The sequence below is a fragment of the Weissella coleopterorum genome, from assembly GCF_011304355.1.
GTDB lineage: Bacteria > Bacillota > Bacilli > Lactobacillales > Lactobacillaceae > Weissella > Weissella coleopterorum.
The window spans coordinates 1,462,435-1,478,802 of record NZ_CP049888.1; the positions used below are offsets into that span (position 1 = coordinate 1,462,435).

The following is a 16,368-nucleotide window of genomic DNA, read 5'->3' on the forward strand; positions in this document are numbered from 1 at the left end:
TGTTTATTAACTAACTCAACGCCAGATCCAAGGCCTCACGGAGAGTCTTTACAGTAATTACTTGAATTCCTTCCACATGCAAGGTGTTCTTCAAACTATTTTTGGGAATAAAAATACGTTTGAAACCTAACTTATGTGCTTCAGTAATTCGTTCTTCAATATGGGGTACGCGCCGAATTTCACCGGTCAAACCAATTTCACCTACGAATGCATCCGTAAGGCGGGTCTCAGCTTCACGATAGCTTGAAGCAATCGCCACTGCCAAAGCTAGATCAACCGCTGGCTCATTCAGCTTAACACCCCCAGCCGCACGAACATACGCATCTTGGTTTTGTAACAACATGTTTGTGCGTTTTTCTAACACTGCCATGATTAATGATACTCGATTTCGATCAATTCCCGAACTAGTCCTTTGGGCGTTCCCAAAGACCGTCGGGGTCACCAGGGCCTGCAATTCCACTAAAATCGGTCGCGTTCCTTCAAGTGCAACCACTACCGCCGAACCAGTCGTCGCTTCCATCCGTTCCTCTAAGAACATTTCCGAAGGATTTAACACTTCTGTCAGGCCCTCTTGTTGCATTTCAAAGACACCCAACTCATTCGTTGATCCAAATCGATTTTTAACAGCCCGTAACAAGCGATAGCTTCGTTGATTATCACCTTCAAAATAGAGAACGGTATCCACCATGTGCTCAAGAATTTTGGGCCCGGCAATGGCCCCTTCTTTGGTTACGTGCCCTACCACAAAAATGGTGATCCCGTTCGTTTTGGCAATTTGAAGTAGCTCAGCAGTTGTTTCCCGAATTTGAGCCACCGAGCCAACCGCTGAATTGACATCTGGTTGTTGCATCGTTTGAATCGAATCAATAATCACATACTCAGGTCCATAATCATCAATGGCTTTTCGAATTTGCGTCATATCAGTCTCAGGATAAATCAAAAAATTATGATCATCTTCGACCCCTAATCGTTCGGCCCGCAGTTTAATTTGTGCGGCACTCTCTTCGCCGGAAACGTACAAAACCACGCCTTGACCAGCTAATTGACCTGAAACTTGGAGTAAAAGGGTCGACTTACCAATTCCCGGGTCACCACCAATCAGGACCATTGATCCGGGAACAATTCCACCCCCCAAAACACGATTAAATTCTTCAATTTTAGTTTTAACTCGTGGAACTTCTTCTAACGCAACTTGATTCAGTCGCTCAACTTTAGCCACTTGACCGGCTAAATTTACTCGATTTTTTCGATCAACTTTATCACTTGGTACAACTTCCTCCACCAAAGTGCCCCAAGCACCACAATTACTACAACGTCCTAAATAGCGTTGTGAAATGTCACCACAATTGGAACAAACAAAATGGGTTTTCGCTTTTGCCATCTTTAAACCCCCGTTGAACCAAAGCCATTTTGGCGAACATTCTTTTCGTCTTGAGCATCTTGATCAGTCACTAAATATTTCATGAAAATACCTTGCCCAATTCGCTCACCCTTTTTAATTTTCAGATCACGTAGACCAAAATTAGTCATTTGAATGAACAGTTCACCTTCGTTACTAGGATTATCTACATAATCAGCATCAATAATTCCCACCCCGTTAGGCAAGACTAATCCACGTTTTAATGGATTCGATGAACGATTGGCTACCATCAAATATTCGTCATCTTCTAAATAAACTTTCACTCCAGTTGGTACTAAAACTGGTTTAAAATCTTTATGAGCGCCTTGATACGCTTCATCAGTCACTCGATTTTGACGCCAAATTGACCAAATCACTTGTAGTACATTGTGCCGCCAAATTGATGGTACGACAAAATCTTCAGCAGCTTGAAAATCATACCCCGCAGCAAACTTAGTACTTCTTTGTGGTAATTTCAAATCGGCTTTTTGATACTTTTCAACAATTGCAAAGCTTCTCCCCATCATCAATCCTCCTAAATAAATTGTCTGTTTCTTATTATACCTAACTTTAACCAAAATAATGTTATCTATCTCAGATTTTAAGATTTAATAAAATATATATCGCCTGCTATTTTAAAAATAATAAAGCGTCCTCCTAAAAGGACGCTTAAATAGTATTAAATTTACACTAAAGGCATACCATCATGCCACTCGATTTTTTGATACTCCGGCGTAACAAAGAACTTCTTTTTAGCATACGAACACACCGGTCGTAATAACTTATGCTCTTGCTGTGCCATCTCAAAAAGTTGCGTCAACATGGCACCAGCAACTCCTTGGCCCCGCAATTGTACAGCAACATTGGTCGAATCAATCGACCAAACTCGTCCATCTTCAATAACCGAGAAAATTAGCTCAGCATCTATTTCTCCCTGCTCGTTACGGTGAAGTAAGCGTCCTGGTTCAATTTCAAATTCCATTTCACACCACCTTTCAAAACAGGAAAGTCATCCGAACTTGAATTAATTAAATTTCAAATTAAAGCTATTTTCTTACATAACTAATATTTAATAATCTAAACACAACCAAGTTAATTATTTTTTAGCACTCTCAATAACAATTTTATCATCTTTTAAGTGTGCTACTAGCTCATGTTCTGTTGGATGATCCAAATAGAAGTCGGCAATCTGGTCTTCTAATTGTTCTTGAATCACTCGACGTAATGGTCGCGCCCCCATTGCGGGATCATAACCTAAATCGACCAACTTAGCTTGAACTTTCTCATCAACCTCAATGGTCAATCCCGTTGGGGCAATCATTTGATTCATATCTGTTAACATCAATCGTACAATCTTCATCAAGTCTGACTTAGTCAACGCATTAAATTCTACAATACCATCAAATCGATTCAAGAATTCAGGTTTAAAGTATGGTGCAAGACGATCCATCAGCTTAATTTCAGATTCATCTTCTGAAACATGATTTTGCGTTCCAGCGTTTGAAGTCATAATAATAATTGTATCTTTAAATGATACTGTATGCCCTTGGGCATCAGTCAAACGCCCATCATCGAGAATTTGTAAGAACATATTCATTACATCAGGATGTGCTTTTTCCACCTCATCTAGCAAAATCAATGAGTAAGGATGCCGCCGAACAGCTTCTGTTAATTGACCCGCCTCTTCATAACCAATATAACCGGCAGGCGCTCCGATCAACTTAGAGACACTATGTTTTTCCATATATTCCGACATATCAAATCGAATTAGACTATCAGTTGTTCCAAATAATTCTTTAGCTAATTGTTTAGCAGTTTCAGTCTTACCAACTCCAGTTGGACCAACAAATAAGAAGCTTCCAATTGGTCGATTGGCTTTATTAAAGCCCACCCGATTCCGTCGAATGGCCCGCGCTACCTTCTTAGTAGCCTCAGTTTGACCAATCACGTGATCCGCTAGATTATCCGCTAAGTTTTGTAATTGCTTTTGTTCGGCATTCTGTAAATCACCAACTGGAATCCCTGTCTTTTCTTCAACAATTTTTTGAATGTCATCAACCCCAATTGTCTGCACTTGACTATCAACAGGTTGCGAATCATGCGCCGCTTGCTTCTGGCGGTTGAGTTGTTCTACCTGTGCCTTCCAATAACCGGCCTTTTCATAATCTTCTGCATCAATTGACTGTTGTTTCATATCTTCTGCATATTTAATTTGATTTTCTAATTTCTTTGGATCATCCACCTTAATCGCTAAGTTTTTTCGGGAACCTGCTTCATCCATTAAGTCAATGGCTTTATCTGGTAAGAAGCGCTCAGGGATGTACCGGTCTGACAGCTCCACTGCAGCCTTTAAAGCATCATCGCTATATTTAACCTTATGATAATCTTCATAACGTCCTCGAATTCCTTCCAAAATTTGAAGCGCTTCTTCTGCACTAGGTTCATCAACTTGAACCGTTTGGAAACGTCGTGCAATCGCCGCATCCTTCTCAATTTGTCGATATTCATTTAATGTAGTTGCTCCAATTAATTGGAATTCACCACGAGCTAATGCTGGCTTCAAAATATTTCCAGCGTCCATTCCACCTTCACCGGCGGAACCAGCTCCCATAATTTCATGGATTTCATCAATAAACAAAACAACATCTTCACGTTTTGTAACTTCTTCCATTAGCTTTTGCATTCGTTCTTCAAATTGTCCACGTACACCAGTCCCTTGCACCATTGAAACAACATCTAAACGTATTACTTCTTTACCCTGTAATTTAACGGGAACTTGTCCATCAACGATTGCTTGTGCTAAGCCCTCAACAACTGCAGTCTTACCAACTCCAGCCTCTCCGATCAAAACGGGATTATTTTTCGTCCGTCGATTCAAAATTTCAATCACTCGTTGAATTTCATCATCACGACCAATTACTGGATCAAATTTACCTTTACGAGCCATTTCGGTCATATTAATTCCAAACTGTTCTAATAAACCTTCATTTTGTTGATTTTCAGCCACTTCAGCCTGTCGTTGCCGACTAGCTTGTTCTTGTGCTGCTCGTTGCATCTGCGCCCGCTGCATTTGCGCTCGTTGCCGTGCTGTGTCATTGGTTCCGTTCATCGCATTAAAAATATCATCAAAATTCGAGAAACTAAATGGGTCATAATTTGCCATATTGTATATCCTCCTATTTTTAAATTATTCTTATGAGTTTAAAGGTCACCGCGTTCACATACTTTAATTTTAATTTTGACCTTTCCTAACCTTACATGATTATTTTAGCACTATACCATATAGAGTGCAAGTCATTTTACGGAATTTCTAATGTTTTTCTGTGTTAAATAACATTTTGTTATAATCTTATTTTAATATATTTTTTTGACCATGTCACATTTTTCATCGTTAATACCAACAAAAAAAGCTGACGAATTAAAAATTCATCAGCTCTTCTATCTTTTAAATTATCAACTAAAATTACTTAGTTTCGATAACTTGCTTACCCTTATATGAACCATCAGCGGCTACGTGGTGGTTACGTACGTAAACACCATTTTCGTTCATGTGGATTGCAGTGGTTTGGATTCCACCGCGTCCTCCACGACGTGAACGCTTCTTAGCCTTTGAAGTTTTATGTGTTGGAACTGCCATAGTTGTATCCTCCTTTTTACGCTACCAAGCCTAAACTGAGGAGGCAGCATTAATTAATAATCGATTATTTTTCAACTGTTCTAATTTACATGTTTTTTTATATTTTGTCAAGATAACAATCAACAAAAAAGCTATAACTGAACATCACTTATCCCATTCTAACATGGTTAATTCAACATTCAACCCTCATTCCTGAATTTTGGGCATTTGTTTGATGACACGGGCTGGATTTCCGGCCGCCATGGTATGACTTGGGATATCTTTGGTAACCACACTCCCAGCTCCAATCACTACATTATCGCCAATTGTGACACCCGGCAAAACAATTACCGATCCACCAAACCAGCAATCATCTCCAATTTTAATCGGTAAGTCATATTGCCAACCTGCCCGACGGAGCTTCGGATTTGAAGGGTGATGATTCGGCGTATACAATTGACAATTTGGACCGATAAAACAATCTTGGCCGATAGTTACTTGCCCAGCACTTAAAATCTGTAAATTTGCATTTATAAACGTCCGCGAACCCACTGATAATTTTTCAGGGTATTCGATTGAATTAATCGGAAAATATATATCAACATCTGCGGCAAGATGCGGCAAAAACTGACGTAATTGGTCGGTCGCTTTGCGATCATCTTCAATCGCTATTTGGTTAATTTTTTGAATCTGTTGGGCACTTTTTTTAACGATCGCTTGTAACTGTGGTTCATGACCATACTGGTACCAATCACCATCATCAACCTTTTTAAAAACATCTTTTTGCATTAATTTTTTAACATCAGGATCTTGCATGTGTTTATTCATCTGGATAAATTATCTCCTAATTTATTTATACGAACAAATTATAGCATATTCGAGAGTCCATGTATGCGCTTAAATTAAATACTGTCTTGATTTATAAAAATTTAGATAGATAAAAAATATTTAACAAATAATGCCGCTACTGCTGCGCCCAAGAATGGTGCGATTCCAGGAACGATAACTCCATATTGCCAATCAGATTCAGCTTTATTTTTAATAGGTAGCAACCGATGCGCAATTCGAGGACCCATATCACGCGCTAAATTCATCGCAAATCCCGTTGGCCCCCCCAAACCCATTCCGATGGCCCAGACCAATAAACCAACGCCAATCGGTGTGACGCCTGGAACCTTAATCTGTGAAATCGCAAAAATACCAGTAATAAAAACAAAGGTAGCAAAGAATTCTACGAAAAAATTCCGGGGTAAATTACGAATGGCCGGTGCCGTTGAAAACATATTCCGAATCACATTAGGGTCAATTTTATCTTCCGAAGAGCGAAATTGATCGGCATACATCACCCAGACAATCATCGAACCAATAACCCCACCGAGAACTTCAGCAATCGAATATGGTACCAAATCCGACCAAGGTAACAAACCCAAAATATTTTGAGCTAAGACCATGGCTGGATTCATACAACCCCCTCCAAAAATAAACAGGGCAACGGAAATTCCAAATCCCCAGGTGGTGATCGCAAATAAATGTCCAGAACCGTGATATTTAGTATCATTCAAGACGGTATCTGCATGAACGCCAACTCCAAAAACAACCATGAGTGCAGTGCTTAAAAACTCCGCAAATAAACTGTGCAACATACCAAAAACTCCTTTTCTATCAACTCATCAACTTGAAACGATCAGCCTTAAACCCATTAAGCTTCAATGCAATGACACCCACATGAACACCTCAAGCTTGATTCCATCTCGGTTTCATCTTGATATCTCATAATGCTAATCTACCAAAGCGTTTTTCACTTCATTTGATAATTGATCATTCATACGCCCCGACTTAAATCCTTGTAGATCAACAGTCACAAACTGATAGCCATATTCTTTTAATTGCGCATTAATTTGGCCTGCTTGTTGAATCAATTCATTTACCTGTGTCAAAGGCACCTCAATTCGAGCAGTTAAATCTTGCACTCGTACCCGTACGGTTGCGAACCCCAAACTTCGCAAAAAGGCTTCAGCTTGCTTCAAACGTTCAATCGCCACCACGGTCAACTCAGTATTATATGGGAACCGTGATGAGACAGAACAAGAAGCGACCTTATTCCAATTTTTCAAACCCAATTGTGTCGCCAAATTACGGACATCACTTTTATAAAAATCAGCTGCTTGAAGTAATGAGATCGCCCCTTCCTCATCACGAGCCCGTAATCCGGGACGAAAGTCCTGTTGATCATCCATGATCATCCCGTCTAATACAGCATCAACTTGTTCTTCTTTAGCAATTTCATTAAGCCGTTGGTAAAATAATTTTTTCATCCAATACCATGATGTTGGTTTATTATATTTAATGGATTCATTCGTTAAGTAATCAATTTCCGTCTGAATTACTTCCACCCCCATCGTCTTTCCCAATCCGACCGCCTGATCAAATTCGACCTGGGTAAATAACACTGAATTTGCTACGACCGCCTTAACGTTTTGGGTGCCTAAAGTATCCACCGCTAGTTTTAATACCAGCGTTGAATCAATCCCTCCTGAAAAAGCTACTAATACTTTTTTTGACTCTTTTAACATACTTATAACTTGATTTTGTTTATCTAAAATATTCATTTTTAAAGCTCCCTGTACTTATCTTGCTTGATTTGTTGCATTACTATTTGCTTAACTTTAGTTAACGTTAGATGATGTTTTTCAGCGATCTGATTTATATCATCAAATTCAAAACTGAATTTCTCAATACCGTGATATGTAAAATTTTTAACCTGAACCAGCCCCAAAGTGGTTTCAATCTGTTCAAAGGAACGTTCCATCATGGCCCGTTGCATATTTTGCCACCGAACTCCCACCGTGGACGTTTTTCTAAATAATAATTCGATTACGCTATTTTGGAGGCGGGCAGGAAGAATAACAGTTAGTTCATAAGCCGGCCGATTCTTTTTCATAAAAATGGGCGTGCAAAAGACATCATAGACACCTAAATTCATTAAATGGTTTGTGATCGCCCCGATCGCTTCACCCGTTTCATCATCTAAATTCGTATGCAATTCTAATACCGCATCGCTCTGCCTTTGTTGAATCTTTTTACTCATTTTGGAATCAAACAAACTAATCCGTAGCGCGTTTAATGCTCCAGTTTCTCGACTCCCAAATCCATAGCCTACGCCCAGTAAAATCATATCCTGCGGTTGCGGTCCAAATTCATTCACTAAAAATTTAAGTAACGCCAGCCCCGTGGGGGTAACTAATTCCGTCTTTACATCAGCACGTTGACGCATTGGCAAATCGGCTCCCTGGCGTAAGATCATGACTGCGGGAACTGGAACGGGCATCATTCCATGCGCTACCTGGATTAATCCCGTCCCATCATAAATTTCACCACAGACAATCTGATCAACCTCTAACATTTCAATGGCAATTAAAGTTCCAACAATATCCACGATCGAATCTACAGCGCCCACTTCATGAAAGTGAATTTCGTTCATTGCCAAGCCATGCACCTGCGCTTCTGCTTGGGCAATCTCTTGAAAAACGGCAATGGCTGATTCTTTGACATAGGTTGAAAGTCCGCTGGTTTCAATGATGCTTGTAATCATTTCTAAATTTCGTCCATGATGATGGTGATGATGCTTAACTGATTGATTAGCATGCGCATCCACTGTCGAAGTCTGCTCCAACGCGGTTAATCCCGTATCAATCTTTTGTTTATGATCAACTAATTGCACATGAAACTTGGTCCCATTAATGGCTGAGACCTTAGTTTTTTCGATCGACAAATGATAACCAGTGATATTTAAGCGTTGCAATTGGACTTGCCACTGTTCAAAATCTAAGCCCAAGTCTAGTAACGCCCCAACGAGCATATCTCCTGCTACACCTGAAAATGGATCTAAATATAGAGTTTTCATTTTGCTACCCCGATCTGATTAATCATACTGGCTGAATAAGCTGCACCGAAACCGTTATCGATATTAACGACTGTAATTCCCGACGCACAAGAATTTAGCATCGTTAACAACGCCGTCATTCCTCCAAAATTTGATCCGTAGCCAATACTTGTCGGAACCGCAATTACCGGTTTAGCAACCAAACCGCCAACCACACTTGCTAGAGCACCTTCCATCCCCGCAATCACAATCACAACTTGCGCCGCCCGAATTTCATCAAGGCGCGCAAATAAGCGGTGAATGCCTGCCACCCCCACATCATAAATTCGATTAACTTGATTGCCTAAAAATAAGGCCGTTTCTGCCGCCTCTTCTGCAACTTTAAGGTCCGAAGTCCCAGCCGTCACGATCGCAATTTTACCAACCAACTCCTGGGCTGGTTTAGTAGCTAATACTTCGGCGCGGGCATTATAGTGCAGAGTGGGAAATTGCTCACCCAAAATTGCGGCTTTCATAGCATCTACTCTAGTTACTAAAATTGGTAGATTCTGTTCAAGCATCGCAAAAATAATTTTTTTCAGTTCTGTCACAGTCTTTCCAGCCCCATAAATAACCTCGGGGTAGCCTGTACGTTTCTGCCGATCAAAATCAATCTTCGCAAAATCTAATTCAGTAAACCCTTGATTCAATATTTTTTTTTGAGCTTGGTCAACATCAATCTCTTGAGCGGCCACCGCTTGCAATATTTGCGTCATCTGTTCCTTTTGCATTTTCTAATCCTCTGAAATAATTACACCTAGACCATCGGGAATTACTGTTACCTTGGCCCGTTGACCTTCTTTTTGATAGGCCATATCTAAGGCCTCCTCAAGAGTTGAAGCTAATTCCATATGCATATCAGTAATTAATTTAGGCTCAACTAAATCTGATACCATGATGACTCGATGATGAACTAAAATACGAGCTAGAATTTGAGCGGTCCATTGATCCGGAACCGTTTTTAACCGTGGGGTATGTGTGGCTTTATCCAAAAACATTTTTGGTTCTTTGACATCCGCAATATTATGATAAAAACCTTCTCCTCCATGCCCATCACGCATTCCAGCGACCATAATAATCGTGCCGTGATCTTGGTTGGAAGCTTCAGCGGCAGTCATTCCTTTTACGGCTTGATAGATATTTTGGTCTAAAGGATAACCACCATTAGTCGAAATTGTTATTTCAGACTTAACGGCCTTGACTTGCGACAACGAAGCCACAAAGTCAGTTCCTTTTTGATGAGCTGCCTCAATATCACCAGCAAATGAACCAATAATTTTTTTATTTTCATCAAGCACAACATTTAAAATAAATTCTAAGTGCGCCTGCTTAGCGGCGTACACCATATCCTCATGAATTAAATTATGGTGCAAATTACCTGTGCGTGAGTGTTGATCATCAATAAATTCACCCGAATGGTTAGCCATAATCGTTTTGTATGAAGCAATTCCTGGTAAGACTGATTTACGACCACCTGAAAAGCCAGCGAAAAAATGCGATTCAATGAAACCTTCAGCAATTAAAAGATCCGCTTCGGCTGCTACTTTATTAATAATAAGTTCCCCGCCAGACGGTAAAGTTCCAATTTTAACCATATCCGCGTCAACTTCAGACTTATGCATCACAATTTCTTCGTTTTCGACAATGGCAGCACCATATTTATTAATCAACTCTTCCTGTGTGGACGGACGATGGAACCCCGTCGCCACCAAAATTCGAATCCGAGCTTCAGGTGCAACCGCCCGCAACCGGCGTAACAAAATCGGCGTAATGATATGCGATGGGACCGGGCGAGTATGATCCGATGAAATAATCACAATATTTTTTTTGCCTTGGGCCCGTTCCTCTAACGTTGGTCCGCCAATTGCTTCATCCAAAGATCGTTCCACTAATTCTTTTTCATCAAATTTCGCTTTAAAATTAGCCGCTTTCGAAACCAATTTACCAGCAAAATTTTCATCCGCAATATGTGCGGTAATGGTCTTTTTGTCGTATGGTAGTTCAATATCAATCATGTAAAACGCTCCCCTTGAAATATATTACATTCGTGAAACTGACATTCATTGTAGGGCGTATTTTGGTTTAAAAAAACAAGATTCATTATTGTAATTAGACATCTTCATTTATTTATATGATTTGTTATAAAGATTTAGGAGTGTGGTAAAATTTTTTTAAAAGTATCATATTAAAAGATCAGATGTTTATCATCTTGACTTACCGGAGGTTTATGATGGTTCTTAGCCATATTGAATACTTACTTAACTCTCTAGAACGAGAAGGCGTCCCAGTTGTTCGAAAAAAAAGACATACCTATTTGACTTATCATGGTTTTGAAGAAAGTAGCACTTATATCTTGAAAAATGGAATTGTGAAAAACTCCACTATTTTGCAAGATGGACGAGAATTTAACATTTCATATATTACTAAACCTGACGTTATCAGTCTTTTACGTGATGAAGTTTCCAAATATACTGATCAACCTTTCAACGTTCGAATTGAATCTGAGTTTGCTGAATTTTATAAAATTGACCGAGTTGATTTTTGGCGCTTGGTTAACGCTGACGAAGGTCTTCAATCCTATGTCAAGGAGTACTATCGCAATAAATTATCTCAAAATATTGTTCACCTCCAACGGATTATGATGAATGGTAAAGCTGGAGCTGTCTGTGCTTTTTTATATGAATTAAATACCCTCTTTGGTAAACGACTGCCGGATCGTCAAGGAACTTATATTGATTTCATGGTAACTAATGAAGACATCGCTGGATTTTGTGGAATCAATTCACAATCTTCAGTAAATCGAATTCTTACCTCGCTCCGTCAACAGGGGGTGATTGATATAAAGAATCACCACATTATTATTAAGGATATGGATTACTTATTAGATAATGTGGCCATTTAATTGATTTAAACATCTGATCTAAACTAAATTTATTACAAAATTAGGAGATCAAAAAATGCATATTCCAGATGGATATCTGAGCCCTGAAACCTGTTTTTTAATGTACGCCACAGCGTTTCCCATTGTCACTTACGCCACTAAACAAGTTGCCAATAAAATCAAAAACGCCCCAGACCGCATTGCCCTGATCGGAATTGGTGCAGCCTGTTCGTTTCTAATTATGATGCTAAATTTACCAATTCCGGGTGGGACATCGGCACATGCAGTCGGCGCGACCATTCTAGCAATTCTATTAGGCCCGTATGAAGCAGTTTTAGCGCTAACCCTTGCGCTCATTCTCCAAGCTTTTATCTTTGGGGATGGTGGAGTTCTAGCATTAGGGGCCAATATCATTAATATGGCCGTCATTATGCCTTTATTTGGTTATGGAATTTACTCGATCATCCATAAATGGGGGTTCCCTAAAATAGCAGTCGCCCTCGGCTCGTATTTAGGAATTAATTTAGCAGCGCTCTTTGTGGCAATTGAGTTAGGTTTACAACCAATATTGTTTCACACTACGCACGGACAGCCACTATACAACCCCTATCCCCTACCCATCACGATTACAGCGATGATGGGTACTCATTTATTCATTGTTGGAATCATTGAAGGGGCCTTTGCCATGATAATTTATTCTTATGTGCTACACCATAATCCAAAGATAATCATCCAACAAACCGTAAAAATTAAACCATTAGTGTTGGGATTAATTGGTCTAGGCGTGCTAACCCCTCTTGGTACACTCATCTCCGCGCCCGCCTGGGGGAATGGTCCGTGGACTACTTCAAAGGTCATATTCCACAGGGGATGCAAACCACCCAAAAATATCATGCCCTGCTCCCTGATTACCAAGTTGGTTCAATGCAGAGTTTTACATCAGCATTAATTATTGCGTTGGTCTTGATACTAATCCTGATCATTCTCATCAGAGGACTACACTATGTGGATCAAAAAAGAGCATAAATCAGTTTTACAACAAAATCGCTTTCGACTAAATCAGCTTCTAAATTTTTTAGAATCACAGCCAACTGTAAAAAAAATTAACCGCCCAGTCAGGATCGCTGCTTGGCGGTTAATTACTTTAGTTTGTTTTTTAATAGTCACGGCTCAAATTATCCCGATCAAATTTTTGATCGTCATTTGCCTCGGTTTATTAATTATGACCGTCTGCCATTCTCTTACTTGGATTTTTCAATTTAGTCAGAGATTTTTCTCATTATTTTTTTTTAGCAGTATTTTAGTTTTACCCACCATTTTTTGGTCAAATCCATCATTTGCTGAGCGGTTTATTTTACGTTTAGCGATTAATTTAATCCTGATTATCCAATATCAACTAAATACTTCAATCGCAGAGTTTTCACATGCCCTTGAAGAAATTGGATTGCCTCGGACAATGATTTTCGCACTCAATATTTCTTTGATTAGTATCCAGGATGGCGCCCAAAACTTAGTAAGATTACTTGAAGCACAACAAATTCGCACGCTTAAGTTAACTCGATTTTCTTTTCAAAAAAGCAGTCATTTGTTAGGAACTTTGGTGGAAAAAATTCATATTAATAGCCAGCACCATGCCGCTGGATTGAAAATTCGGCAAATCAATCCAACGATGGAGCGCTTCAGATATCGGTATATAGCTGTCCTAATCCTGACTTGCCTTAGTAGTTTCTTATTTCTAGGAGAATGATGATGTTTAAATTCGAAGCAGTTCAATATCAATACCCTAATCAATCAACTACCTTTAAATTCGATTTCACATTGACCAACACTGGTATTACCGCCATCTTAGGGGCTAACGGCGCTGGTAAATCAACCTTAATTCGATTAATGGCCGGCTTAACTAGCCCCGCTAAGGGTTCTATTTATTTTCAACAACAATTGATTAACGCTCGTGAATTACCTTGTGATTTTTACCAAAATATTGGGATCGTATTGCAAAACCCCGAAACAATGCTCTTTAACTCAACTGTTTTTGATGAATTAGCCTATGGACCCAGTCAAAACTTTCCCGCCACCAAAGTGCAAAGCATGGTTCAAAAAACTGCACAAACTTTCGCCTTAGAACCACTTTTAAATTTATCACCCACCCAACTTTCAGGTGGTCAAAAAAAATTAGTCAGCATTGCCTGTATTTTAATTAATCAACCACAGCTCTTAATTTTAGACGAACCATTTGGGGGACTCTCCCTCGAAAATAGTAATCTAATCTTAAAAGTTTTACAAGAATATAAACAAACACATAAAATAATTATTGCCCATCACGATTTTCAATCAATTATTAATTTGATTGATGAGGTTTTGATCGTTGAGAACGGTCAAAATAACGTCCCAATAAAAGATATAACCGACATTATTCAACTAGCTAATACCTACTAACTTTCATAGTTATTTAATATTTAGTATCTCAATTTAATTCAAAAAAGCATGTTATAATGATTTTGTAACCGTTTTCATTGTCAACATAGGAGGTTCTTTTATGCAACAATTTAGCGATACGGGTAAGACGCCTTTTATTCAAAATATGATTGAAATGGCCAAGCAAAATACCAATTACCGTGAAGCAATTTGGACAGGCGAAGAGATGCAGGTAACGTTGATGAGTATTCCAGCTGGTCATGGTGACATCGGTATGGAAATTCATCCCACGCATGATCAACTGCTCTTCTTAGCAGCTGGAACTGGAACCGTACAGATGGGTGATCATAAAGATCATATTACCATTAAAAAAACCGTCAAGGCCGGCGATACCGTTATTGTCCCCAAAAACATTTGGCACAATATTACTAATTCCGGCGATGCTCCCATGCAAGTAATCTCGGTTTATGCACCAGTACAACACCCAGCTGGAATTGTTCAAGAACATAAACCATCATAATATAATTCGAACTAACGCCTGAAATATGGCGTTTTTTTACGCGTTTATTCCTAACATAAAATCACTTATAGCACATCTTAATCCATGATTATCATCCTTAAGGTGTCTAATCAAGCGATGTCAGGAAAAATGAATCACTCTAATTTGTTTGAAATCTAAAAAAGATCCCTTAGGATCTTTTTAAGCTAATCTTTTCATATTCCAAATTCAGGTGCGTAATTCAACATGCCATTAAATTTATGATTTAAGGTCATTGGCTTCAACATAAAAAATTCATCTGGAATTTCCATTGGAGCTTGGATACCAAACCGGCTAGCCGCAGTATAGCCAAACCGATGATAAAAATCCGGAGAACCCAAAATACTAATAAACTGGTATTCTCTTTGCAGCGCCAAATTTTCGACTACATGCATTAGATGACTTCCCACTCCTTGATTCTGAAATTCCGGTGCCACACTCAATGGCGCTAAGACTAACCCTTGTTGGTCTGAGTCTGAATTAATGGTCGCTACACTAAGCATCGCATAACCCACTGGTTTACGCTCATTGAATGCCACCAATTCAAAAGTCACAGTTGAACTAATTCTTAAAGCATCTGTTAATTCAACCTCACCATCATATCCATGATCGGTCGCAGTAAAAGCAGTTCGAATTAAATGACTCACTGCTTCATGCATTGTGTCATTATATGTTAATATTTCCAAAATATAATCTCCTAATTTAATGATATCGGTAACTTCATTAGATTCGGGGAGCTGTGATTAAATTTCTAGAAAGCGATAGCTCCCCGTTCCATTACAATTGTCATATTTACCATTCTCCTTTTTAGATTTGATTAAATTGAAGTTTACCACATCCAAAACGATGCTGTAACACGATTAAAGATTATTTTACATTTCTAACTTGCATAATTTCAATCCTTAACGTCTAACCCTAACGCATTTAAAATAATCATACCCTGTTGAATATTTAGTTGAAGCCCCTTCATCAATTCCGGACTAAACGAAATAGCAGAAAAACTACTACTTGCTACCTGCACCTGTTTTAATTTTGTGTTTGTAACATCAATGGCATCAATATTACAGTGATCAAAAATAATCTGATTTTTAAATTCAACATCTTGAAAATATGCTTCTTGTAAAGCGGTATCTGAAAAAACACTCTTGGTAATTTTAGCTGCAGAAAAATTACTTAGGTCACCTTGACATGCTTCAATTTTGATATCCTTAAGATTTGCACCAATCCAAGAAGATCCCAAAAGACGATCATTTTTAAACTTAGTGCGATAAATATTGCTTTCATTAAACAAAAAATTAGAGAGATCACAATTAATAAATGTACAATCCAAGATATCAGCTAAACTAAAATCATCTTGCTTAAAAATACAGCTATCAAAAGTTATGTCATCCAGTAAGAGATTACCATTTGAAAATGTAAATTCACATTTAAAATACTTTTCACCAATCTCAACCTCATCCAAACTCATTACCTTATTTTCAATCAAACCATTCTCCTTTTTATTCATCAGTTAATTAATTTGTATTTACTAAATTATAGCAAACGATCCTGTTAATAAATCAATTCACTAGTTGATCGGCATGTTCAATTGCTGTAT

Annotated in this window: 18 protein-coding genes; 5 read left to right on the top strand and 13 right to left on the bottom strand. The window is 38.7% G+C overall.

Annotated features, from left to right (window positions below):
* Positions 1-10: 10 nt before the first annotated feature.
* The 11 genes from radA to larA all read right to left on the bottom strand — a co-directional run bounded on the left by radA (position 11) and on the right by larA (position 10,952).
* On the bottom strand, positions 11-1,381 hold the full coding sequence (radA, locus tag G7084_RS07390; RefSeq protein ID WP_166011406.1) for a DNA repair protein RadA: 1,371 nt from the start codon (positions 1,379-1,381) through the stop codon (positions 11-13).
* A gap of 2 nt (positions 1,382-1,383) precedes the next feature.
* On the bottom strand, positions 1,384-1,923 hold the full coding sequence (locus G7084_RS07395; protein ID WP_166011408.1) for a dCTP deaminase/dUTPase family protein: 540 nt from the start codon (positions 1,921-1,923) through the stop codon (positions 1,384-1,386).
* Between the two features lie 161 nt (positions 1,924-2,084).
* Positions 2,085-2,381, bottom strand: coding sequence for a GNAT family N-acetyltransferase (locus G7084_RS07400; protein WP_166011410.1), 297 nt, complete (start codon positions 2,379-2,381; stop codon positions 2,085-2,087).
* A 114-nt stretch (positions 2,382-2,495) separates the two neighbouring features.
* A complete protein-coding gene (locus G7084_RS07405) occupies positions 2,496-4,562 on the bottom strand; it encodes an ATP-dependent Clp protease ATP-binding subunit (RefSeq protein WP_166011413.1) in 2,067 nt (688 codons plus the stop codon).
* 300 nt (positions 4,563-4,862) lie between these two features.
* A complete protein-coding gene (gene rpmF, locus G7084_RS07410; protein WP_166011414.1) occupies positions 4,863-5,036 on the bottom strand; it encodes a 50S ribosomal protein L32 in 174 nt (57 codons plus the stop codon).
* Between the two features lie 186 nt (positions 5,037-5,222).
* Complete coding sequence (locus G7084_RS07415; RefSeq protein ID WP_166011416.1) at positions 5,223-5,843, bottom strand: sugar O-acetyltransferase; 621 nt, start codon at positions 5,841-5,843, stop codon at positions 5,223-5,225.
* Positions 5,844-5,944: 101 nt separating this feature from the next.
* Positions 5,945-6,658: a D/L-lactic acid transporter LarD gene (larD, locus tag G7084_RS07420; RefSeq protein ID WP_166011418.1), complete on the bottom strand. Its 714-nt coding sequence runs from the start codon at positions 6,656-6,658 to the stop codon at positions 5,945-5,947.
* Positions 6,659-6,793: 135 nt separating this feature from the next.
* Positions 6,794-7,624, bottom strand: coding sequence for an ATP-dependent sacrificial sulfur transferase LarE (larE, locus tag G7084_RS07425; RefSeq protein WP_166011420.1), 831 nt, complete (start codon positions 7,622-7,624; stop codon positions 6,794-6,796).
* A gap of 2 nt (positions 7,625-7,626) precedes the next feature.
* Positions 7,627-8,919, bottom strand: a complete 1,293-nt coding sequence (gene larC, locus G7084_RS07430) for a nickel pincer cofactor biosynthesis protein LarC (RefSeq protein WP_166011422.1) — start codon at positions 8,917-8,919, stop codon at positions 7,627-7,629.
* Positions 8,916-9,668, bottom strand: coding sequence for a nickel pincer cofactor biosynthesis protein LarB (gene larB / locus G7084_RS07435; protein WP_166011425.1), 753 nt, complete (start codon positions 9,666-9,668; stop codon positions 8,916-8,918). The genes larC and larB overlap by 4 nt, the downstream gene beginning before the upstream one ends.
* A 3-nt stretch (positions 9,669-9,671) precedes the next feature.
* The gene (larA, locus tag G7084_RS07440) at positions 9,672-10,952 is read right to left on the bottom strand and encodes a nickel-dependent lactate racemase (protein WP_166011427.1); all 1,281 of its coding nucleotides are present in this window, start codon (positions 10,950-10,952) and stop codon (positions 9,672-9,674) included.
* A 215-nt stretch (positions 10,953-11,167) separates the two neighbouring features.
* Here larA and G7084_RS07445 point away from each other — a divergent pair, with 215 nt between their 5' ends.
* The 5 genes from G7084_RS07445 to G7084_RS07465 all read left to right on the top strand — a co-directional run bounded on the left by G7084_RS07445 (position 11,168) and on the right by G7084_RS07465 (position 14,753).
* Entirely contained in the window at positions 11,168-11,839 is a 672-nt protein-coding gene (locus G7084_RS07445; protein WP_166011429.1) for a Crp/Fnr family transcriptional regulator, read from the top strand.
* A 55-nt stretch (positions 11,840-11,894) separates the two neighbouring features.
* On the top strand, positions 11,895-12,767 hold the full coding sequence (cbiM, locus tag G7084_RS07450) for a cobalt transporter CbiM (RefSeq protein ID WP_166011432.1): 873 nt from the start codon (positions 11,895-11,897) through the stop codon (positions 12,765-12,767).
* Between the two features lie 54 nt (positions 12,768-12,821).
* The gene (locus G7084_RS07455; RefSeq protein ID WP_166011434.1) at positions 12,822-13,565 is read left to right on the top strand and encodes a CbiQ family ECF transporter T component; all 744 of its coding nucleotides are present in this window, start codon (positions 12,822-12,824) and stop codon (positions 13,563-13,565) included.
* A gap of 2 nt (positions 13,566-13,567) precedes the next feature.
* A complete protein-coding gene (locus tag G7084_RS07460) occupies positions 13,568-14,254 on the top strand; it encodes an energy-coupling factor ABC transporter ATP-binding protein (RefSeq protein WP_166011436.1) in 687 nt (228 codons plus the stop codon).
* 100 nt (positions 14,255-14,354) lie between these two features.
* A complete protein-coding gene (locus tag G7084_RS07465) occupies positions 14,355-14,753 on the top strand; it encodes a cupin domain-containing protein (protein WP_166011439.1) in 399 nt (132 codons plus the stop codon).
* Between the two features lie 194 nt (positions 14,754-14,947).
* On the opposite strand, the gene G7084_RS07470 is transcribed toward G7084_RS07465, so the two are convergent.
* Positions 14,948-15,457 carry a GNAT family N-acetyltransferase gene (locus G7084_RS07470; protein WP_166011441.1) on the bottom strand — a complete coding sequence of 170 codons (510 nt, stop codon included), beginning with the start codon at positions 15,455-15,457 and terminating at the stop codon, positions 14,948-14,950.
* A gap of 209 nt (positions 15,458-15,666) precedes the next feature.
* Positions 15,667-16,257 carry a pentapeptide repeat-containing protein gene (locus G7084_RS07475; protein WP_166011443.1) on the bottom strand — a complete coding sequence of 197 codons (591 nt, stop codon included), beginning with the start codon at positions 16,255-16,257 and terminating at the stop codon, positions 15,667-15,669.
* Between the last annotated feature and the right edge of the window lie 111 nt (positions 16,258-16,368).

Coding starts and splice junctions, on each gene's coding strand:
- radA (WP_166011406.1), bottom strand. CDS start 1,381: ATGGCAAAAGCGAAAACCCATTTTGTTTGTTCCAATTGTGGTGACATT.
- G7084_RS07395 (WP_166011408.1), bottom strand. CDS start 1,923: ATGGGGAGAAGCTTTGCAATTGTTGAAAAGTATCAAAAAGCCGATTTG.
- G7084_RS07400 (WP_166011410.1), bottom strand. CDS start 2,381: ATGGAATTTGAAATTGAACCAGGACGCTTACTTCACCGTAACGAGCAG.
- G7084_RS07405 (WP_166011413.1), bottom strand. CDS start 4,562: ATGGCAAATTATGACCCATTTAGTTTCTCGAATTTTGATGATATTTTT.
- rpmF (WP_166011414.1), bottom strand. CDS start 5,036: ATGGCAGTTCCAACACATAAAACTTCAAAGGCTAAGAAGCGTTCACGT.
- G7084_RS07415 (WP_166011416.1), bottom strand. CDS start 5,843: ATGAATAAACACATGCAAGATCCTGATGTTAAAAAATTAATGCAAAAA.
- larD (WP_166011418.1), bottom strand. CDS start 6,658: ATGTTGCACAGTTTATTTGCGGAGTTTTTAAGCACTGCACTCATGGTT.
- larE (WP_166011420.1), bottom strand. CDS start 7,624: ATGAATATTTTAGATAAACAAAATCAAGTTATAAGTATGTTAAAAGAG.
- larC (WP_166011422.1), bottom strand. CDS start 8,919: ATGAAAACTCTATATTTAGATCCATTTTCAGGTGTAGCAGGAGATATG.
- larB (WP_166011425.1), bottom strand. CDS start 9,668: ATGCAAAAGGAACAGATGACGCAAATATTGCAAGCGGTGGCCGCTCAA.
- larA (WP_166011427.1), bottom strand. CDS start 10,952: ATGATTGATATTGAACTACCATACGACAAAAAGACCATTACCGCACAT.
- G7084_RS07445 (WP_166011429.1), top strand. CDS start 11,168: ATGGTTCTTAGCCATATTGAATACTTACTTAACTCTCTAGAACGAGAA.
- cbiM (WP_166011432.1), top strand. CDS start 11,895: ATGCATATTCCAGATGGATATCTGAGCCCTGAAACCTGTTTTTTAATG.
- G7084_RS07455 (WP_166011434.1), top strand. CDS start 12,822: ATGTGGATCAAAAAAGAGCATAAATCAGTTTTACAACAAAATCGCTTT.
- G7084_RS07460 (WP_166011436.1), top strand. CDS start 13,568: ATGTTTAAATTCGAAGCAGTTCAATATCAATACCCTAATCAATCAACT.
- G7084_RS07465 (WP_166011439.1), top strand. CDS start 14,355: ATGCAACAATTTAGCGATACGGGTAAGACGCCTTTTATTCAAAATATG.